This window comes from Thermoactinospora rubra (assembly GCF_002093975.1).
Classification (GTDB): domain Bacteria; phylum Actinomycetota; class Actinomycetes; order Streptosporangiales; family Streptosporangiaceae; genus Nonomuraea; species Nonomuraea rubra_A.
Genome location: NZ_MSZZ01000032.1, coordinates 74,329 through 94,485, shown reverse-complemented (window position 1 = coordinate 94,485; position 20,157 = coordinate 74,329). Strand labels below are relative to the sequence as shown.

Genomic DNA, 20,157 nt, shown 5'->3' with positions numbered 1-20,157 from the left:
CCACTCCTCTTGATTACGCCTAAACGCATGCCGGGAAAAGCCACATTCATACCGCCGGCCCCGCCGCCGCTCATGTCACCGAAAAACGACCGTTGCCAACCGGGAACCGTATACGTAGCCTTATACGTATACGGGATGAGGATGGATGATGATGCCCAACAAAACGATCTACGTCTCGGACGAGGACCTGCCGCTGTTCCAGCGGGCGCAGGAGCTCGCCGGGGGCAAGCTGTCGACGGCGATCAGCGTGGCGCTGCGGCGCTACGTCGAGATTGAGGAGGGCCGCCAGGAGGGCTACGACGAGGTCGTCGTCCAGGTCGGCCCGGGTGCCGGCCGCAAGCTGCGTTTCTCGGGAGTACTGCTCGGCGAGTGGGGGCGCACGACCGGCAGCCGGGTCGAGACCTTCCGGGTGTACCGCTCGCGTAAGGGCAAGTACGTCCTGCACGTGAACCGCTCGCCCGACTGGACGGACAACTCGGAAGGGGAGAACTGGCTGGAGAGCCTGTTCTCCCGCGGCACGTGGCGCACCTACCTCGGCCTGAGCGACTCCAGCTGGGGCTTCGTCCAGGGCGACGCCACGCTCGAGGTCGTCGACACCGTCGAGGAGCTGCGCGGCAAGGTGCCGGACGAGTTCTACGACATGATCGCCCAGCTCGTCGAGCGTCCCGTCGTGGAGGACCTCGACATCTAACTCCATCGGTCATCGCACCGGACGGTCGACAGGCGACCGCCCGCCATCCCGTCATGCCAGAAAAATCCTGAAAACCACGTCGTCCCCTGAGAAACCCGTCGTCCCCTGAGAAACCCGTCGTCCCCTGAAACTCCCCGGAAACCTGAGCGAAGGAGAAACCCTCATGTCCCCCGCCATCCTGGCCGAAGGGCTGGTCAAGAAGTACGGCGACGTGGTCGCCCTCGACGGGGTGGACCTGGCGGTCCCCGAGGGCACCGTGTTCGCCCTGCTCGGCCCCAACGGCGCTGGCAAGACCACGACCGTGCGGATCCTCACCACCCTGCTGCGGCCGGACGCCGGCCGTGCCACGGTCGCCGGCTTCGACGTCGTGGCCGAGGCGGACCGGCTGCGCGCCCGCATCGGCGCCTCCGGCCAGTACGCCGCCGTCGACGACCACCTCACCGGCGCCGAGAACCTGGAGATGGTCGGCCGCCTCTACCACCTCGGCGTCAGACGCAGCAAGCAGCGCGCCCGCGAGCTGCTGGAACGCTTCGACCTCACCGAGGCGGCCGACCGCCCCGTGCGCGGCTACTCCGGCGGCATGCGACGCCGCCTGGACCTGGCGGGCGCGCTGGTCGCCGACCCGCCGGTGCTGTTCCTCGACGAGCCCACCACCGGGCTGGACCCCCGGGCCCGCGCGAGCCTGTGGGACGTCGTCGCCGAGCTCGTCGCGGGCGGCACCACGGTGCTGCTCACCACCCAGTACCTGGAGGAGGCCGACCGGCTCGCCCAGACGATCGCCGTGGTCGACCACGGCCGCGTGATCGCCCTCGGCACCGCCGACGAGCTCAAGGGCCAGGTCGGCGGAGACCGGGTCGAGCTGACGCTGAGCCGCCCTGAGGACGTCGACGTCGCACGGCGCGCCCTGGCGCCCGTGGCGGCCGGGGAGACGCGGGCCGACGCCGCCACGCTGCGGCTGACGATCCCGGTCAGCACCGGCACGGCCGCGCTCACCTCGGCCCTGGGCCTGCTGGCGGCCGAGCGCGTCGCCGTACGCGACGCCGTCCTGCGGCGGCCGACGCTGGACGAGGTCTTCCTCACCCTCACCGGACACCAGGCCGGAGAACCTGCCAAGAGCGCCAAGAGCAAGGAGTACAGCCGATGACCGCCCTTCAGACGGCCCTCGCCGACGGCGTGACGATCACCAAGCGCAACATCCTCAAGATCCGGCGGGCGCCGGACCTGCTGGGCGGCGCGATCACGTTCCCGATCGTGTTCGTGCTGCTGTTCGCGTACGTCTTCGGCAGCATGATCGAGCTGCCGGGCATGTCGTACCGGGAGTACATGCTCCCGGGGATCTTCGTCCAGACGATCGTGATGAGCGCGCAGATCACGGGCTACACGCTCACCCTGGATCTGCAGAAGGGCATCTTCGACCGGTTCCGCACGCTGCCCATGGCGCCCTCGGCCGTGCTGATCGGCCAGACCCTCGGCGACGTGCTCATGAACGTCGCCAGCCTGGTCTCCATGGCCCTGGTCGGGCTGGTCGTCGGCTGGCGCATCCACTCGGCGCCGCACGAGGCCGTGCTGGGCTTCCTGGTGCTGCTGCTGTTCGCGTACGCCTTCTCGTGGGTGACCGCGACGGTCGCGCTGTCCCTGCGCACGCCCGAGGTGTTCAACAACATCGCCACGATCGTGTCGATGCCGCTGGTCTTCCTGTCCAACGCCTTCGTCGACAGCACCCGCCTGCCCGGGCCGCTACAGGTGGCCGCCGAGTGGAACCCCGTCTCGGCCGTCATCCAGGCGATCCGCGAGCTGTTCGGCAACACCAGCGCGGCCATGCCGGTGCCCGACGCCTGGCCGCTCCGTCATCCGGTGACGGCGACGTTGCTGTGGTCCGCGCTGCTTCTGATCGTCTTCGTGCCCCTGGCCACCCGGCTCTACAAGAGGGCGGTCAGCCGGTGATCCCGCTCGACCCGCCCGGGGAGGCGTCGGCGCGCATGGAACCACGGACACTCGTCTCCGACGAGGAACGCGGCAACGCCCTCCAGCGGCTCCAGCAGGCGTTCGCCGACGGCCGCCTGGAGCTCGGCGAGATGGAGGAACGGCTGGAGCGGGTGCTCACGGCCAGGACGCTCGGCGACCTGCTGCCGGCGGTCGCCGACCTGCCGGAGGAGGAGGCGGTCGAGCTGGCCTCCACGGGCGGGCACATCCGGCGGACGGGCGCCTGGCGGGTCCCGCGCCGGCTGCGCGTCCGCTCCGAGTTCGGCAAGGTGCGGCTCGACCTGTCCCGCGCCCTCATCCGGCATCCGGTGATCGCCATCGAGCTCCGGCTCACGTACGGCTCCGCCACCGTCGTCCTGCCGCCCGGCGCGACCGTGAACGCCGACAGGGTGCGCACCGTGTGGGGCAGCGTGACCTGCAAGGCGGACGGACCCGCGCAGCCGGGCCGGCCGTACGTCGAGATCAGCGGCGAGCTCGAGTACGGCAGCCTGCGCGTCCGCACCGCGCGCAAGTGATCCGGCACCGGGCGCGTGACCACCGCGTCCGGCCGTCCGTACGGTCAGAAAAGGTCCGTACGCTCAGAAAAGGGTCAGCGGCTCGACCGGGGCGGGCTCGGGCAGCGGCTCCAGCTCGGGCACCCGGGCCCGCACCTCGTCGTGGAAACGCCGGGCGAGCATGAGCGCGTCGGCGTTGTCCGGCGTGTGGACGAACACGGTCGGCGTGCGGCCCTCGCGGAGCCATCCGGCGACCGTCCCGATCCACGGCTGCCAGCCCCGGACCGTGTGCTCGGCGGAGTCCCGGCCGATGTAGCGCACGATCGGGCGGCCGGTGAGCGCCCTGTCCCGGCGTGGCACGCGCGGCTTCTTGGTCCAGGCGTCGCGTTCGGCGTCACTGGCGGGCGGGCTCTCGAAGAGCGTGACGGTGTCGAACGGGATCCATTCGGCGTCCGCGCCCGCCAGGACCCTCTCGAGCAGCTGCTCCGCACGCGGGTCCGCGAAGAAGGCCGGATGCCGGACCTCGACGGCGTACCTGTGGGACCGCGGCAGCCCGCGGAGGAACCCCGCCAGGGCGCCGACGTCGCCTGGGCCGAACGACTTGGGCAGCTGGATCCACAGGGCGTGCGCCCGCGGCCCGAGCGGTTCGATCGCGTCCAGGAAGGCCCGCAGCTCCTCCTCGCCGCCGGTGAGGCGGCGCTCGTGCGTGATGGCCTTGGGGAGCTTGACCACGAAGCGGAAGTCCGGAGCGGTCTGCCGCGCCCACAGCTCCACGGTGGCCCTGGCCGGGGTCGCGTAGAAGGTCGTGTTGCCCTCGACCGCGTTGCACCAGGTCGCGTAGGCCCGCAGCCGCTCGGCGGCCGGGAGGGGATGGGGCAGGTAGCGCCCCTGCCACGGGGCGTGAGTCCACATCGCGCATCCCACATGAAGCCGCATGCCTCGACGCTATCCGAGGCGGGAGGCGGGCGAAAATGAGAGGCGGGCGCGCGGCGCCCGGCGCTACCGTCCGTGCATGGCACGTGATGAACGCGGTGTGACTCCCCAGAGCGAGGACTTCTCATCCTGGTACAACGAGCTGGTCGTCAAGGCGCAGCTGGTGGACCGGGGACCGGTGAGGGGCACCATGGTCATCCGGCCGTACGGCTATCGCCTCTGGGAGCTCCTCCAGGCGGAGCTGGACCGGCGCATCAAGGACACCGGCCACGAGAACGCCTACTTCCCCCTGCTGATCCCCGAAAGCTACCTCCGCCGCGAGGCCGAGCACGTCGAGGGCTTCTCCCCCGAGCTCGCGGTCGTCACGCACGCCGGCGGCAAGGAGCTGGAGGAGCCGCTGGTGGTGCGGCCCACCTCCGAGACGATCGTCGGCGAGATGATGGCCAGGTGGATCTCCTCCCACCGGGACCTGCCCCTCCTGCTCAACCAGTGGGCCAACGTCGTCCGCTGGGAGCTGCGGCCCCGGACGTTCCTGCGCACCACCGAGTTCCTCTGGCAGGAGGGCCACACCGCGCACGCCGACGAGGCGGACGCGATGCGGGAGACGATGCTGGCGCTCGGCCTCTACACCGAGGTCGCGCGGGACGTCGCGGCGATCCCGGTGGTGCCCGGCGAGAAGACCCCGGGGGAGCGGTTCGCCGGCGCGCTGCGCACGTTCACCGTCGAGGGCATGATGCGCGACGGCAAGGCGCTCCAGGCCGGCACCTCCCACTACATGGGCACGAACTTCGCCAGGGCCTTCGGCATCCGCTACACCTCCGCCGCCGGCCGGCTCGACCTGTGCCACACCACGTCGTGGGGCATGACGACCCGCATGATCGGCGCGGCGATCATGACGCACGGCGACGACAGGGGCCTGGTCCTGCCGCCCAGGCTCGCGCCGTACCAGGTCGTGATCGTGCCCATCGGCCGCGGCGGGCCGACGTCCGACGCCGCCCGCGACCTGGCCGCGCGGCTCAGGGCGGCCGGCGTCCGCGTGCACGTCGACGACCGCGCGCAGCTGTCGCCGGGGTTCCGGTTCCACGACTGGGAACTGCGCGGCGTGCCGGTACGGCTGGAGCTGGGCCCGCGCGACCTGGAGTCCGGGACCGTCGTCATGGCCAGGCGGCTCGGGGACGAGGGCAAGCAGACGGTCGCGCTGGACGCGGTGCCCGGCGTCATGCCGGGGGTGCTGGAGGACTTCCAGGGCTTCCTCCTGCGGCGCGCCACCGAGTTCCGCGACGCGCACACGCGCGAGGCCGAGACGTGGGACGCCTTCGCCGAGGCCGTCGCCACGGGGTGGGCCGTGGCGCTGCACTGTGGGGATCCGGCGTGCGAGGAGGCCGTCAAGGCCGAGACCGCCGCGACGCCCCGATGCGTGCCGCTGGACGGCGCCCCGGAGACAGGGCCGTGCGTCCGGTGCGGCAGTCCTTCGGCGTACGGCAAGCGCGTCGTCTTCGGCCGGGCCTACTGACGGCGGCCGTGCCCGCCGTGCCCGATGCCGTAGGGCAACGCACGGCCAGGGAACGGCGCGCGCGTCGCCTGGGCCGCTATGCGTCCTGGAGCCGGACCGGGTCCTCGCCGGTGGTCAGGGCGGCGTGCAGCCGTTCGTACGTCGGGGCCAGCCGGCGCAGGCCGGCCGCGAGCGCCGCGTCGTCGCCCGACACCAGCGGGCCCTGCAGGCCGCCGACGACGCGGGCCTGCTCCGTGGCGACGGCCGCGCCCGCGTCGAGGCCGAGGGAGGCCAGGCAGACCGCCAGGTCGTTGAGGCGGCGGGCGCCCACCCGCACCGCGAACGCCTGCCACAACGCCCTGATCTCGGGATCCAGCCCTTCCTCCACCAGCCGGGCCGTGCGTTCGGCGGCCTCGGCCTGCCCCAGCGTGCCGGGCGAGACCTCCACGTCCGTCCGGCCGGCCAGCCAGGCCAGCCCGGCGGGCAGGGAACGCCGCAGCGCCTCCTCCGGGCCGACGCGCTCCCGCCGGGCGAAGCCGTACCGCATCCGGAACGGCCGCTCCAGATAGGAGATCAGCTCCCCGCGCCACGCCTCGGCGAAGGCGTCGACCGGCAGCGTGGCGTACGGGTAGCCCTGCGGGTCGTGCACGAGCACGGCGTCCTCGCCCGCCTCCAGCACCACCACGTAGTGGTCGGCGCCGACCGCCCTGCCCGATCCAGGCTGGTACGACAGCAGGCCGAGCTCAAGCGGCCCGGCCAGCACCGGGCCGTCCTGGCAGGCCCGGCGCAGCCGGTCGAGCGCCTCGGCGGCGGTCCCACCGTCCACGCGCTCGCACTCCCAGCCGAGCAGGCCGATCGCAGCGTCGAGCCCGATCTCGGGGTCCCAGCCGAAGGGGTCGAACAACGGCAGGCGCCCGCCGATCAGCTGCATGCCGTACGGGGAGCCCGTCAGGACCTCGATCACCGCCGGGGACGGCGCCTGGCCGCCGAGGACCATCGCGAGGGAGTTGGCGTAGCAGTACGGCCCGGAGCCGACATAGGGGACAGACATGCCTGACACCGTGCCGCGTGACACGGTGTCAGGGTCAAGTCCGCGACCCGATGGACAACCGTCCGGCCACCGGAGCCGGTCCTACGGGGACGGGGAATCCGCGACCGGGACCGGATAGTCCACGACGTACACCGGCGCGCCGACCCTGGTCGTGTCGGCCGCGTCCCCCACGCCGTTGACGACGTGGTCGATCGTTCCGGCGCTGAGGTTGACGGTCATGATGTGATGCAGCCTGACGCCCGGGGTCTCGGGGACCTCGAAGCCGTTCTCGGTGTGGATCTGCGGGTTGTTCTGGTTGAAGACGTACACCCCGCCGCCGTAGAGCCTGTGCGTCCTGACGTGGTCGCCGACCTTGTAGCCGGCCCAGCCCTCGACGTCGCCGTTCATCCAGTCGGCCTGGGTCGGCGGGTCGTACGGCAGCTCGTTCTGGTACAGGATCGTCGTGCCGGCTTCGCCGTTCCAGACGGTGTTGTACTGCTGGAAGTGCTCGACGAACAGGCCGGTCGCGGTCACGTGGTCGCCGTTGACGACCGCGCCGTTGCGGCCGATGTTGGTGTTCCAGCGCTCGGTGTCGGTGAAGCCCTCGACGCCGTGGTCGGCGCGCCACACCCAGGCGTGGTCGATGAGCACGTTGTCGCTGTTGACCTCGAGCGCGATGTCGGTCTTGCCGACGTGCGGCCCGCCGACCCGGAAGTACACGTCGGACAGGGTCGTCGGGTTGTCCGGCGAGCTCGGGCGGTTCCCGTGGCTCTTGCCGACCCTCTTGCCGACCCTCAGCAGGACCGGCGACTTCTCCAGGCCCGCGTCGACGGTCACGCCCGCGACGATCACGCCGGGGACGTCGGCGACGACGAGCGGGGTCGAGCCGTCGACGGCGGTGAGCGTGGCGTGCCCGAGCCCGAGGACGACCGTGTTCGGGCGCTTGACCTCGATGCTCCGCGCGATGCCGTACACGCCGGGCGTGAGCAGCAGGTGCTTGCCGCGCGCGAGCTGGTTGTTGATGACCTGCACCGAATCCGACGGCTTGGCGATGAAGAAGTCGGTGATGGGCAGCGTACGGCCCGGGGTCATGCCGCCGGCCCACGAGATGCCGCGCGTGTCCCTCCGGGCGGCGGGCACGCGGACCTGGTACCTGCCTCGCGCGTCGACGTACAGGAAGGGCTTCTCCCGGCTGACGGGGGTGGCGTCGAGGGTCGTGTAGGGCGGGTTCGGGAACCCGGCCTCGCCCGGTGCGCCGGCCACGCCCGAGAAGACCTGGTTCCACACGCCGTTCGACCAGCCGGCGATCTCGCTGTTGCGGGTCAGCCACTGCTGCTGCGATCCGTTCGTGACGGACGGCAGCCTGGAGTCGGCGATGAAGCCTCCGCTGGCGTACTGCGGGCCGGCGGTGCAGTAGTCCATCAGCGACAGGGTGCCGCCGCTGATGTCGAGACGGCGCAGGGAGACCGCCTGGGAGACGGCCCAGAAGTTCGCCGACGCCCTGCAGCCGTCCTGGCCGGCCGCGTTGACGTCGATCGACAGGTTGGACAGGGTGCGCCAGAAGTTGACGAGCGCGAGGCAGTTGCCGGTCCCGCCGTCGGCCAGGCAGCGGTTGTAGACCTCGACCTTGCCGTTGATGACGACGTCGGTGGGCGAGGCGCCCAGGCCGGCGATCTCGGTGTAGTAGCCGACCTTGATCTGGAGCGGGTGTTCCGCGGTGCCGTACGTGCCGGGTTTGAAGAGGTAGGCGTGGCGCGTGGTGCCCATCTCGTTGTCGACCTGAGCGGCGTGTGCCGCGTCGAGGGTCGCCTGGATGTGGCTGACCGGCATGCTCGGGTCGAAGACGGTGACGTTCGGCCCGAGATCGGGGGCGCCGGGGGTCGGTGATGCGGCGGCTGTTCCTGTCGTCATGACGGCGGTCGCCAGCACGAGACCGATCGTTAATGCGCGGGCGAGGCGGAACCTCACGAGGCTCCCGTTTCCGGGAGGCTGGGTCGTCATACGGTTCGTCCTTTCCGCTGCGTGTGCAGCGCTCCGTGGACAGCGGACAGGGGTCTTTCGTCGGGGCAGCGGGGTCGGCGGGCTGCGAGAGCGCTCTCTCTTTGTCCGAGGCTTATATCAAGTCCTGAGAAAAGGGGTTGGACGTTTCTACCGCGCGGACCGGCCGGATCACAAGTGCACGGACTGCTTTGGGTTGCAAGCCGATCGGACCTGGCGGGCTCGACCGCCTCCCTCGTACTGGGCACGCCGCTTCACGTCGTCGCCGGGATACCCGACCATGCGAGCACCGCCATCACGAAGGCCGCCGGCGGGCATCTCGTGAAGGGCGGCAAGTATGACGCGGCGGAAACGGCCATCACGGGTGCTCTCCTGCCCTGTGAAGTGGTGATACGGGTCGATGCCATGGGATCCCGCGAGGCGGTGTCGCTGTACGGCGCTGCCGTACAGCACTCCTTCACAAGACGTCGGGCGTTGCTCCCGTAAGGGGTGAACGTCGCGATGAGCGTGTCGGTCGTGGTCACCGGTCTCGGCACAGCCGCTCATGCTCAAGCGGTCCCCACCGGCCCGGCCGACGCGCTCAGGCGTCAACTGGTCGAGAACCGTGGCGTGACCATGTCAGAGACCACCACGTCGAGGGAAGCCGGGGAGACGACGAGCTACCGGAAGAAGACCCGCGCCGAGTTCGGCAAGGGCACCGTAACGGCCACCGACGTCAGAGACATCGCCGGTCCCGACGTCCCCCAACCCGCGCCACGGTTCCTCACGTTCAAGGGCCGGACGTACTGCCAGGGCTGGCTCTGCCCCGTTCCCGAAGGGAAGACCTGGGTCCTCCTCGCCGAGGATCAGGAGATCCGCCCCTTCCTGCACTCCGGTGGGATCGATCTCGCCGATCCAGCCGCGCTGAAGGCGGTGTTGGCCACGACCAGGACCAAGCATCCCGGAGGCGCCTACGACAACACTCGCACCACCATCCACCAGGGGACGCTCACCTTCGGCGAGCTCTACAAGGTGTCTCCCGCGTTCCGCGATCAACACGGCGGGAAGCCGCCCACCGGGAGGTATGCGAGGACAGAGCTCTCGTGGCAGCTCTGGCTCGGAGAGGACCAGTTGGTACGCAGGGTTCGGACCTCGTGGACCGAACAGCTCGGCAAGCGCTTGATCTCCAAAGTCGTCGACGCCCGCCTTACCGGCTGGGGCGCCAAGACCGACATAGCGGCCCCCTCCGCCGACGAGACGGCGGGACCGGACGACTGGAAGGATTCTCCGTCCTGAGGTTCGCCACCCAGCGGTGAGGGGCCACTTATGCGGCTGGCGCCTCCTGGCTTCCTGCCATTGCCGCCGATCACATTGGAGTGTCAGGTGATCGGGAAGGGGAAGCCTCATCGGCCCTGCCGAGAGTCGCTGAGGCAGGGCCGTACATTCATGGATGGTCTGGAGGCGGACCGCGGGCAGCCCGCTCAGGTGGCAGAGCGCGCATGCATGGCCCCGGTCTACTGGGCGAGTCGTTGCAGGTTGTGCCGGACCGCTTACAGCCGGACCGCTTACAGTGGACAGAGAGAACGGTTGACCGCCTTAGGCCGCATCGGCCCGCCCGTCCCGCCGGGTCGGGAGCCGCTCACTACCTTCGTTCCACCTCATCCACAGGACCGGACATGACCGATGTCCTTGTCATCGGCGCCGGACCGGCCGGCGCCTTCGCTGCCCATCGCGCCGCGGACCTGGGCGCTCGTACCGCTCTGGTGGCCCGCGAAGACTTCGGTGGCATAGCGGCCAACGACGGCCCTGTGCCGGTCCGCACCCTGGCACACGCGGCTCGGTTGTTGCGGGAGGCCCGCCAGCTCGACCGGTACGGCATCGCCGTGGATGGGTTCCGTCTGGACTACTCGCGGCTCCTCGAGCGGGTGGATGAGGTCGTCCGCGACATTCGGACGCATTCGGCTCTGCGCAGTCAGATCGACGGTCTGGGGGTAAAGGTCCACGAGCATGCCGGCACGGCTCACTTTGTCGATCCGCACACGGTCGAGACCAGCCGCGGGCTGCGGCTCCACGGCGACAAGATCATACTCTGCACGGGCGGCGTCAGCCGGAGACTCACCGTTCCCGGCGCTGAGCTGACCCATACTCACAGCGATGCCTGGGCGCTGCGGGAGGTCCCTCCGTCCATGCTGGTGATCGGCGCCGGCGCGACCGGTGTGCAGGTGGCTTCCATCTTCACGGCCTTCGGTTCGCGCGTTCAGCTGTTCCAGACCGGGCCTCGTATCCTTCCGTCGGAAGACGAGGACGTCTCCGCGGTCGTGGCCGAGGCCTTCCGCGAACGCGGCATGGTGGTGCGTGAGAACCTCGACGCCATCGGGTCCTTCGACAGGACGCCCAATGGCGTGCGCATGCACTTCTTTCAGGACGGCGTACCCGACAGCGTCGAAGCGGCGCTGGTCATCGTCGCCGTGGGCTGGACCGCGGACACCGCGAGGCTCGATCTCCCGGCGGCGGGTGTCGAGACCGACGAACGCGGCTTCGTGGCGGTTGACGCCTACCAGCGGACCTCCGTCCCACACATCTTCGCCGCGGGCGACGTCACCGGCCGGCTCATGCTGGTTCCGCAGGCAGCACAGTCCGGGTTCGTAGCGGCGACGAATGCCGTACGGGGTCCGAGTCTCCCTCTGTGGGACCAGATCAGTCCCATCGGCAGCTTCACTGACCCCGAGTACGCCCAAGTGGGGCTGACCGAGACGAACGCCCGCCGGAAGCACGACGTGATCGTGGCAACCGTCCGCCTCGATGCCGCCGCACGGCCCGTCATCGACGGCCGAACCACCGGATTCTGCAAGCTCATCGTCGACCGGACCACCCACCAGATCCTCGGCTGCCATGTCGTGGGCGAGCGCGCCGTGGAGACCAGCCAGGTGGCCGCCGTCGCGATGACGGCGCACCTGCCGGTCCAGGATCTCGCCCGGATTCCGCTCTCCTTTCCCACCTATGCCGCCATCGTGGGTCGCGCTGCCTATATCGCTGCCCGCCGGCTGGGCCTGGACGCGGGCGGTTCTCAGTACGAGCCGCCCGCCGAGGCTCCGTAAGCGCGGTCACGGGTGCCGGCGTTCGACAGCTGTCACCCGACAGTGCCTTATGGGACAATTGCCACAGTCAGGCCACTTCTGTCTCCCCCCAAAAGCAGGACGATAGAGGGGGACCGGCATGGAGATAAGGCCACAGGCGGTCGTCATCCCTAAGGAGACCGACCACCTCGAACAGGGGAAGTACGGTCCCGTCTACCCGCGGACTCCTGCGTGTTACGGGTTCACCGTCATCGCGAACGTCAAGCCCGGCCGGGCCGACGCCATCCGGGGCTACGGTCACACGCTCGCCAAGGCGCTGGAGGACGACCCGAACCTGCTCGCCCCTCTGAAGCTGCACTACCTGCGCTGGGTGCTCTTCGACGACGACACCCGCTTCATGTACCAGGGGATCTTCGACACCGACTTCGACAAGTACACCGAGGACGCCATCGCGCTGTTCACCAAGGCGGGGGTGAGTACGGTCTTCGAGAACCTCGAGGGCTTCCCCGAGGACTGGAGGACCAACCCCGAGGCGTTCATCAGATTCGTTCGCGAGCACCATTGCCCGAGCTTCATCGAGTACGGCGAGTATCCGTACTTCACCGCGGATGAGATCAAGAAAGCGCTGCGGGTGAAGAGCGCCCTGTCGGAGATGCTCGACCAGATGCAGTGACATCCGCCAGCGCCACCTGGAGACGAGATGAGCGAGTTCACTACGGCGCGCACCTACAACCAGAACCACGTGCCGCGCCAGTACACCCCCGATCGGCGGCGGTTGAGCATCTACGTCGCGTGGAGCTATCCCGCCGAGGCGGGCAGGGACGTGACCGAGCTGGACAACCGGTTCTCCACGATGACCGAGGTGCGCCGCGTGACGTGGCCTGCCTACGAGGACCCGAAATGGTCGGACCCGCTGCGATTCCAGCAGGGCATCGCGGGCGGGCTGGAGCTGTTCTTCTGGGGCTGGCTGCCCTTCCAGCAGTTCGTCGAGGAGGCCACCGGCCACCCCGTACCCGTGTACCAGCGCGTCGATCAGGCCGGATTCCACACCCCGCTGGACGAGCGGGTACTGGCCGACACCGACACCCTGTTCGTGTGGGGCCTGGACCACATGATCACCGGGCAGGACGCCACACCCGGCGAGATCGAGGCGGTGCGCGACTTCCTCACCCGCGAGGGCAGCTGCCTGGCCCTGGGACCGCATCACGATGTCGGGGCATCGGACGACATGGCGGTGCGCGACATGGAATACCACCATCACGGTGACGCGCTGGTGCCTCGCCGGCAACGCTTCGGCAGGTACACCCGATCGCTGATGGCGGGGCTGGGGATACCCGTCGAGAACCGCTACGGGCTCCGTCCCGCGGTGACGGACGAAAACAAGAGCGCCCCGCTGTCCATCGCCAGGGACCTGGACACCAAGGGGTGGCTGGAAGGGGTGTCCGGCTTCAACTTCCACATGCACCTGCCGCACTACGCCGTGACCACCGACGACCCGAACGTCATCCACGTGCTGGGCAGGCAGCCGATCGACATGTCCAGGCCGCCGCACCCGTTCACCGAGGCCGGGAACACCGAGTTCAACATGTTCCTGTGGATGCCACCCGCCGGTGACCGGGCCGGTGACGTGATCTTCGCCGACACCACGATCTTCAGCTCACTGTTCGGCGTCGACGAGAGCCTGCGCACCTTCTGGAACAACATCGTCTCGGCGAAGTAGCGCTACGAGGAGGCGGGTGCCGGTGAACGAGGACACCCACGTCAAGCTCGATCTCGACGACATCCAGCGCGGGGTTCTCAGTCCCCGGCCGACGCCGTACGCGGCGACGTACATCCTGTTCCGCATCGACGACCGCAGCCACGGGCGGGAGCTGATGCGGCGCGCGAGCGCCGTGGTGACCTCGGCCGCCGACATGATCAGCCCGCTGGGCGAGACCTGGGTCAGCGTTGCGCTCACCTACCACGGTCTCAAGGCGCTCGGTGTCCCTCAGGAGTGGCTGGACACCTTCGCCTGGGAGTTCCGGCAGGGCATGGCCGCCCGGGCCACAGTGCTGGGCGACGTGGGCGAGAGCAGCCCCGAGAACTGGGAGTCGCCGCTCGGCACGCCCGACGTCCACGTGGTGCTGGTGGCGCTCGCACCCGACAGCGCGCGACTGGAGGCCGCCGTCGACCGCGCCCGCCCTGCCTACCATGCCCTGCCCGGAGTGACGGCGATCTGGCGGCAGGACTGCCACGCGCTGCCCACCGAGACAGAACCCTTCGGCTACCGCGACGGCATCAGCCATCCCGCCGTCGAGGGCAGCGGCATAGCCGGCTCGAACCCGTTGGAGACGCCGCTCAAGGCGGGCGAGTTCGTGCTCGGATACCGCGACGAGCTCGGCGGTATCCAGACCCCGCAACCTGACGTCCTCGGACGCAACGGCACCTATGTGGTCTTCCGCAAACTCCACCAGCGCGTCGCCCTGTTCCGGCGCTACCTGAAGGACAACGCCACCGGCTCCGAAGATGAGGAACTGCTGGCCGCGAAGCTCATGGGCCGCTGGCGCAGCGGCGCTCCGCTGGCGCTCAGCCCGCAGCACGACGATCCCGGCCTCGGCGCCGACCGCATGCGCAACAACGCCTTCCTGTTCCAGCAGGATGATCCCGCCGGTTTCACGACTCCCGGCGGCTGCCACATCCGCCGCGGCAATCCTCGTGACGCGGCCGTGGCCGGAGTGCCGAGGCTGCACCGCATGATCAGACGCGGCACCGCGTACGGCCCGCCGCTGCCCGAGGGCGTCCTGGAAGACGACGGGGCCGATCGGGGGCTGATGTTCGCTTTCGTCGGAGCTCATCTCGGGCGGCAGTTCGAGTTCGTCCAGTCCGAGTGGGTGAACGACGGCGTCTTCTTCGGCGCGGGCGACGCGAGAGATCCCGTCGCCGGCTCCCACGACGGCTCCGGCGACTTCACCATCCCTCGGCGTCCCGTACGGCGACGCCTGCTCTCGTTGCCGCAATTCGTCGTCACGCGCGGCGGCGAATACTGCTTCATGCCCGGACTGACCGCACTGCGCTGGCTCGGTGACCTCTCGGACTGAGCACGGCGACGCCGTTCTGCCACGACGACCGGGGAATACTCATGAACACGCTGCAGCTGCTGTTCAATGCCGTCACGGTCGTCTTCATCGCGGCCACCATGTTCGCCGCCGGTCTCGGGGCGACACTGCAGGCCCTGCGCGCCGTCTTCGCGAACGTCCTGCTGCTCGTGCTGGTGCTTGTGGCCAATCTGGTCGCCATCCCGCTCCTGGGCTGGGGTGTCGCCGCCCTGTTCGGTCTGCCCGCGGCGGCGTACATCGCGCTGCTCCTGATCGCGTCCTCACCAGGCGGACCGTTCGGCGCGAAACTCGGCATGGTGCAGAACGGCGACGTGGTCGCGGGCGCGGCGATGCAGGTCCTGCTGGCCGCCATTGGCAGCATCACCTTCGGGCCGACCGTCAACCTCCTCCTCCAGGTGGCCAACGTGGACGGCGGAGTCGCACTCGACGTCCCGACACTGATGCTGACCGTGGTGGTCCTCCAGCTCGTGCCGTTCGCCGTCGGACTGATCGTCCGCCACTATGCGCCGGCCACAGCACTGTCATGGCATCCGGCGGCCGCCGGAACATCGAACGTGACATTCCTCATCGTGCTGGCGGGCATGCTCGTGGGCAACTGGCGGGACGTCGTCGCGCTGATCGGCTCGCTCAGCCTGCTTGCCGGCTTCGTCTTCTCCGCCCTCGCCTTCGCGCTGGGCACAGCCCTTGCCACCGGACCACCGGCACGCCGCACCACTATGGGCGCGGTCACGGCGGTGCGCAACGCGGGACCTGCGCTCGCCGCCGTCGGTCTCGGCTTCGGCAACGAGCCGGCCATCCTCGGAGCTCTCGCCGCCGTGCTGCTGAGCGGCCTGGCCGCAGCCGTCCCCATCGCGGCGATGCTGAGCCGTCGCCGGGCGGCACTCCTGCATGAAGGTACATAGCAGGTAAAGGCGCATCCCGGGGGGAGCCATCTGGGGCATCGGCCCTACGGCTCCTTCCGCTCCGTCTTTACCATCGAAAGTGACCGAACACACGCTGGACGTCCCGATCGCCCGTGCGCCAGCCGGTCACGCCGGCGGTCCACGCCCTCGCGGAAAGGCTCGTCCACCATGAACCAAGACCCAGCCGCATCCGGTGCCCGCTCCAGGGACGACGGCAGTGCGCACCGCCTCGACATATCGCCCGTCGTCAGGGACCGGCTCGCCGCCGCCGCCACTGTGGCCCGTGCCGAGCTGATAAGCGACAGTCAGCAAAGAGCAGGACTCCTGCTGTCCTGGGCGGGCGTCGCGTACGGAGTGGTCGTCACCCTCATCCTGACCGGCCCAGCCCGTTTCCCCGGTATAGGTCGTTTCGGCGTCATCGTGGCGCTGATCATGCTGTCCGCGGCGGTCATGCTGATCTTGGTCACCATCCGGCCGGTCTCAGCCAAACGCGGACCGAGAATCTTCTCCTACGCCGAAGCCTCCACACCCCAAGCGTTGATCGAGCGGCTGAACGCCGAGACGGCGAACTACGAGCTGCTCATGGCCACCGACGCTCTGCAACTCGTCCGGGTCGCCCGCACCAAGAACCGCAATCTGCGATGGGCCGTCGATCTGATCGTGACCGGCATCACGATCATGACCATCACGGTCTTCCTGGAGCGTCTCATCTGAAACCGCCAGGCCTCAGGGGCCCCAGGCGAGAGGACGATCGCGGCGGCAATCGCCATGAACGCCGGTTTGCCGAACCGACCGGGTGCACGTACCGGCGCGAAAGGCCCCTCCCCACCGTGGAGCTCCCCGCCCCTCCGATCTGCGAGCTCAGTGGTCGGACTCACATCCGAGCACGCTGGACTGTCGGCAACGCCCGAAGAAGACGTGGTCATGGGCACCAGGTGTCCGGTGCCCATGACCCAGCCGTGAACGTCGCCTCCGATGTCTCACGTCTTCTTTCTGCTGCTTCCCCTGGCTGTGGTGGTTGTCTTCGCAGCCTTCGAGTCACCGGCCTTGGCATTGGCGGTGTACTGCTCCAGAACCTTCATGATCTCGGGAGCGAGCGCCTCTGCCAGTGCGGGCGCCAGAGCATCGGCCAGAGCGTCGGCCAGGACCTGTGCCACCAGGAGCCTTTCGACCGTCGATGCCTTCAGCATCGCGCGCGGCGCCGATGTGATGGCGGTTTCGATCAGGGTGGCCATGGAGTCTCCACCGCGGGAAAGAGCCTTGGTGGACTGGCTGGCCTCGTTGAGGATGTCGCGAATGACGTCGTCGATCAGCGACTCCACCGGGTCATGCTCGCTCGGTTCGGCGGCTTCCCCTGACGCCATGAGTTGCTCCTCTGCGGTCGATGTGATCGGTCCCTGGCTGCCCGTTCGCGCGAGCTGAGGGACTCCTTTTCTGCCTGCGATCGGGAGTCCCACCTCTACCGGTTTGCGAGGGCGGCCAGCAGGAGCGGGTGCTCGATGCCGCCCTCCTCCTCACCTTCCCCGCGACGCCGCATCAGCGCAGCCAGCAGAAGCGGATGGCTGATCCCACCCTCCTCGCCTCCCCTGCGACGCCGCATCAGCGCAGCCAGCAGAAGCGGATGGTCGATGCCGCCCTCCTCCTCACCTTCCCCGCGACGCCGCATCAGCGCAGCCAGCAGAAGCGGATGGTCGATGCCGCCCTCCTCCTCACCGTCCCCGCGACGCCGCATCAGCGCAGCCAGCAGAAGCGGGTGCTCGATGCCGCCCTCCTCCTCACCTTCCCCGCGACGCCGCATCAGCGCAGCCAGCAGAAGCGGGTGCTCGATGCCACCCTCCTCCTCACCTTCCCCGCGACGCCGCATCAGCGCGGCCAGCAGGAGCGGGTGCTCGATGCCGCCCTCCTCGCCTTGTTCGCGGCGAGCCGCAAGCGCAGCGAGCAGCAAGGCTTCCAGGGATCGTCCTTCAGCCTCGGTCGTCTCGGTACGCTGGGCCTCTGCGGTAGCGGTCATGGGATTTTCCTTTCGAGTCGGGTTCGTGAGGGGGATGCATCGGTCTCGATACCCGAGGCCCATGAAATGTATTCACAAAGAAACGCCCAAGAAAACCAGACCTATCGGCCTTCTCGCCGACTGCCGGCGTGCCGGACCCGATACCTCCCAGCCCGGGCTCGCGAGGATCTCGATCTATACATCACAGCCGATCGACGGGAATTCGACCTCCTACCATCCCTGAGCTGCGACGATAAGCCGCAAGAGGCGCAATGATGACCGTTCCTTTCCGCCTTTGCGGGTCGACGTCATACACCCGACAGATTCTCGACAATCATCGGAACCGAGGCCGCATATTCGAATTTTATTCGATTCAACAAATGTTGCATCCGCATACTATGTGATCGAAAGATCCGGGGGAGTGATTCGAGATCAATGGCGGCTCGCTCGGCGTGCGCCGTTCCTTTTCCTCCGAGCGAATGGGCGAGCGCAAGCGAGTTCGGGCGGCGCTGGATCCGATCTGATCAAGCGGATGATGTCGTTCGGCACGTCGGAGTGGCTGTCGTAGGTGAGGTAGCCGCCGGTGATCGCCTTGCGGACGACCGCCGGCCACCACCGGCGCCACTGGCTGGGCGTATCCGGCGGCCGGTCGGCACCGAGCAGGTGCTCCCCGCAGAGCGGTCAACGCCCCTGTTGCCTGTCCGACAGGCGTACGGTGCGGCTGTCCAGCGGGGTTTGACTCGTCGCCGAGTCGTCCAGTATGCAGCCAGGGCCGGGTCATCGGTGAGTTGCGGCCTTGAACGATCAGGTGCCGAACGATCGGGGTCCAGGAGAACCGGGTCAGGTGGGGGCGGGAGGTCGACGACCCGCTCTACGCTACGTACGTCCTGGTGCTCTTGCTCGGCCTGCGGCGCGGGAAAAGCGTTCGCGTTGCCGCAGGACATCTCGAGCAGCGCGGGCTCCGACGCGGAGTGAACCAGGTCATCGACGAACACTTCCCCACGCTGGAGGGAACGCTTGGCACAGCCCGAGCGTGCGCGGTCCTCGGCAGATCCCGGGCCAGGTGTGGGCCGCCTTGCCGGACGAGGGCGTCTACCTGTGCTCGCAGACCACCATGTGCCGGCTGCTGCGTGAGCGCGGCACATCCACGCGACCACCTTGCTCATCGCGGGCGTCCCCCGTCCACGTTGCCGCGGCCCGACCCGGCCACGCCGATCCTTCGATCACTCTCCGGGCCTACGCCCACGTGATCCGAACGGCGGAAGCCTCGGCCGCCGACATCTTCGCCCAAGCCATAGGCGCATAGCGGTCGAATAGCCGTGACGTGTCGTACCGTCGACAGCCGTCACATCAGCCATAGACGCTGACAAGCCCCTGAGACGACATGACCGTCCAGGGCTTTGCGCTGAGGCGGGCACTTGTCAGCCGCCATGTCGATCGCGGATCGCGTAGCGGGTGTGGATCCCGTCCATCCACTCCCTGTCGATCTCCCTGCCTGTCATCCTGCCGACAAGCGCCAGAGCCGACGTGAGGCAGGTCGCCAGAGGCGGGCTGTACCCGTTGACCGCGAGTCCGATGAAGTCCTGCCATTCGTCGGGGATGTCCTCTTCCCCGTAGTCCTCGCCGCGCTCCATCCGGGCCTCCTCCCATGCCCGGTACTCCAGCCACCCCGGCGGCAGTTCGGGATCGCTCTCCCAGCTGGAGTCGCCCAAGTCGAAGCACAACCCCTCCGCGTAGGAGTCGAGCGCCCGAGGATCACGTCCCCAGCGCTTCCCGGGGACGGTGACGCCGAGCCCCGTGACGCACTCGCCGTTGACCGCGTATTCGAGATCACGCGGCCCGTTCAGATCCCAGCACACCAGCAGCGCCCGCCCGCCGTACGACAGCTCCCGCAACGCCCGCTCGCAGTCGAACCCCCGCACCTGTATGATCTGCGTCCAGTCTCCCGTCAACCGGCCGGCCCAGACGATCCCCGCCGCATCGTCATCGGAAGGCCGCCCGCGCAGGAGATCGGCCCAGGTGCACTCGACCGAGTCGTCCACGTCCGCGACCGACACCCCCAGACGCCGGGCGGCCTCCCACACCTCCAGGCCCTCCACCCATGCGGCCATGAACCACTCACCCATGCCGTAGGACCGGACGAGGTGCCACAAACGCTCCGACTGCCGCATTCCCGCTCCCTGCCCGTGTAGCGCCCGTTCCGGGACGACCCAAGCAGACATCCCCGACAGTTCCTTGATCGACGCCATGCGAGGTCCTCGCGACCATGTGCACGCAGAGAACGGCCGACCGGCTCCATCGTGGAGGAAGCCACCACAAGCAGGGCTGAAGCCACCAGTGTTGGCAAGATCCAGAGCTTGTTCCGACAAACGCAAAAGGCCCGCCCCGGGTTTCTCCTGGTGGCGGGCCTTCTCGCTGTGCGCGGCCGAGAGGACTCGAACCCCTAACCTTCTGATCCGTAGTCAGATGCTCTATCCATTGAGCTACGGCCGC

19 protein-coding genes and 1 tRNA gene are annotated in these 20,157 nt (G+C 68.9%); 14 read left to right on the top strand and 6 right to left on the bottom strand.

All coding sequences use genetic code 11. The features are described 5' to 3' along the window. The first annotated feature begins 148 nt into the window (after nt 1-148). From BSB02_RS26000 to BSB02_RS25985, 4 genes are all read left to right on the top strand, one after another. A complete protein-coding gene (locus tag BSB02_RS26000; RefSeq protein WP_206184886.1) occupies nt 149-691 on the top strand; it encodes an EXLDI protein in 543 nt (180 codons plus the stop codon). 163 nt (nt 692-854) lie between these two features. After that, on the top strand, nt 855-1,835 hold the full coding sequence (locus BSB02_RS25995; RefSeq protein WP_084962828.1) for an ATP-binding cassette domain-containing protein: 981 nt from the start codon (nt 855-857) through the stop codon (nt 1,833-1,835). Continuing rightward, on the top strand, nt 1,832-2,635 hold the full coding sequence (locus tag BSB02_RS25990) for an ABC transporter permease (protein WP_084962826.1): 804 nt from the start codon (nt 1,832-1,834) through the stop codon (nt 2,633-2,635). Before BSB02_RS25995 ends, BSB02_RS25990 begins: the two co-directional genes overlap by 4 nt. A gap of 35 nt (nt 2,636-2,670) precedes the next feature. Further along, nucleotides 2,671-3,189, top strand: a complete 519-nt coding sequence (locus tag BSB02_RS25985) for a DUF1707 SHOCT-like domain-containing protein (RefSeq protein ID WP_084962988.1) — start codon at nt 2,671-2,673, stop codon at nt 3,187-3,189. Nucleotides 3,190-3,252: 63 nt separating this feature from the next. Here BSB02_RS25985 and BSB02_RS25980 read toward each other — a convergent pair whose 3' ends face one another. Next, complete coding sequence (locus BSB02_RS25980) at nt 3,253-4,104, bottom strand: DUF72 domain-containing protein (RefSeq protein WP_084962824.1); 852 nt, start codon at nt 4,102-4,104, stop codon at nt 3,253-3,255. A gap of 76 nt (nt 4,105-4,180) precedes the next feature. Between BSB02_RS25980 and proS the strand changes: the two genes are divergently transcribed. After that, entirely contained in the window at nt 4,181-5,614 is a 1,434-nt protein-coding gene (gene proS / locus BSB02_RS25975; protein WP_084962822.1) for a proline--tRNA ligase, read from the top strand. A 76-nt stretch (nt 5,615-5,690) separates the two neighbouring features. Here the strand turns inward: proS and BSB02_RS25970 are convergent, their stop codons facing one another. Together BSB02_RS25970 and BSB02_RS25965 are read right to left on the bottom strand one after the other, a co-directional pair. Beyond that, a complete protein-coding gene (locus BSB02_RS25970) occupies nt 5,691-6,644 on the bottom strand; it encodes a hypothetical protein (RefSeq protein WP_084962820.1) in 954 nt (317 codons plus the stop codon). A gap of 81 nt (nt 6,645-6,725) precedes the next feature. Further along, nucleotides 6,726-8,591: an adenylyl cyclase gene (locus tag BSB02_RS25965; protein ID WP_240506658.1), complete on the bottom strand. Its 1,866-nt coding sequence runs from the start codon at nt 8,589-8,591 to the stop codon at nt 6,726-6,728. Nucleotides 8,592-8,798: 207 nt separating this feature from the next. Here BSB02_RS25965 and BSB02_RS25960 point away from each other — a divergent pair, with 207 nt between their 5' ends. The 8 genes from BSB02_RS25960 (at nt 8,799) to BSB02_RS25925 (ending at nt 16,388) form a co-directional block, all read left to right on the top strand. Next, the gene (locus BSB02_RS25960; RefSeq protein WP_084962816.1) at nt 8,799-9,107 is read left to right on the top strand and encodes a hypothetical protein; all 309 of its coding nucleotides are present in this window, start codon (nt 8,799-8,801) and stop codon (nt 9,105-9,107) included. 15 nt (nt 9,108-9,122) lie between these two features. Then, complete coding sequence (locus tag BSB02_RS25955; RefSeq protein WP_084962814.1) at nt 9,123-9,896, top strand: hypothetical protein; 774 nt, start codon at nt 9,123-9,125, stop codon at nt 9,894-9,896. A gap of 380 nt (nt 9,897-10,276) precedes the next feature. Further along, the gene (locus BSB02_RS25950; protein WP_158088726.1) at nt 10,277-11,698 is read left to right on the top strand and encodes a dihydrolipoyl dehydrogenase family protein; all 1,422 of its coding nucleotides are present in this window, start codon (nt 10,277-10,279) and stop codon (nt 11,696-11,698) included. 118 nt (nt 11,699-11,816) lie between these two features. Next, nucleotides 11,817-12,350, top strand: a complete 534-nt coding sequence (locus BSB02_RS25945; protein WP_084962811.1) for a hypothetical protein — start codon at nt 11,817-11,819, stop codon at nt 12,348-12,350. Between the two features lie 27 nt (nt 12,351-12,377). Next, a complete protein-coding gene (locus BSB02_RS25940) occupies nt 12,378-13,397 on the top strand; it encodes a hypothetical protein (protein WP_206184885.1) in 1,020 nt (339 codons plus the stop codon). A gap of 22 nt (nt 13,398-13,419) precedes the next feature. Beyond that, a complete protein-coding gene (locus BSB02_RS25935; RefSeq protein ID WP_084962984.1) occupies nt 13,420-14,754 on the top strand; it encodes a Dyp-type peroxidase in 1,335 nt (444 codons plus the stop codon). Between the two features lie 41 nt (nt 14,755-14,795). Then, the gene (locus BSB02_RS25930) at nt 14,796-15,674 is read left to right on the top strand and encodes a bile acid:sodium symporter family protein (RefSeq protein ID WP_084962809.1); all 879 of its coding nucleotides are present in this window, start codon (nt 14,796-14,798) and stop codon (nt 15,672-15,674) included. Nucleotides 15,675-15,842: 168 nt separating this feature from the next. After that, the gene (locus tag BSB02_RS25925; RefSeq protein WP_084962807.1) at nt 15,843-16,388 is read left to right on the top strand and encodes a Pycsar system effector family protein; all 546 of its coding nucleotides are present in this window, start codon (nt 15,843-15,845) and stop codon (nt 16,386-16,388) included. A 266-nt stretch (nt 16,389-16,654) separates the two neighbouring features. On the opposite strand, the gene BSB02_RS25920 is transcribed toward BSB02_RS25925, so the two are convergent. Further along, nucleotides 16,655-17,038 (bottom strand): hypothetical protein, encoded by a 384-nt coding sequence (locus BSB02_RS25920; RefSeq protein ID WP_084962805.1) that lies wholly within the window; start codon nt 17,036-17,038, stop codon nt 16,655-16,657. A 128-nt stretch (nt 17,039-17,166) separates the two neighbouring features. On the opposite strand from BSB02_RS25920, the gene BSB02_RS39915 reads away from it, so the two are divergent. Continuing rightward, complete coding sequence (locus BSB02_RS39915; protein ID WP_143591142.1) at nt 17,167-17,940, top strand: hypothetical protein; 774 nt, start codon at nt 17,167-17,169, stop codon at nt 17,938-17,940. A 1,145-nt stretch (nt 17,941-19,085) separates the two neighbouring features. On the opposite strand, the gene BSB02_RS40720 is transcribed toward BSB02_RS39915, so the two are convergent. Together BSB02_RS40720 and BSB02_RS25905 are read right to left on the bottom strand one after the other, a co-directional pair. Beyond that, complete coding sequence (locus tag BSB02_RS40720) at nt 19,086-19,835, bottom strand: DUF6461 domain-containing protein (RefSeq protein WP_158088725.1); 750 nt, start codon at nt 19,833-19,835, stop codon at nt 19,086-19,088. Nucleotides 19,836-20,084: 249 nt separating this feature from the next. After that, nucleotides 20,085-20,157, bottom strand: a tRNA-Arg gene (locus tag BSB02_RS25905).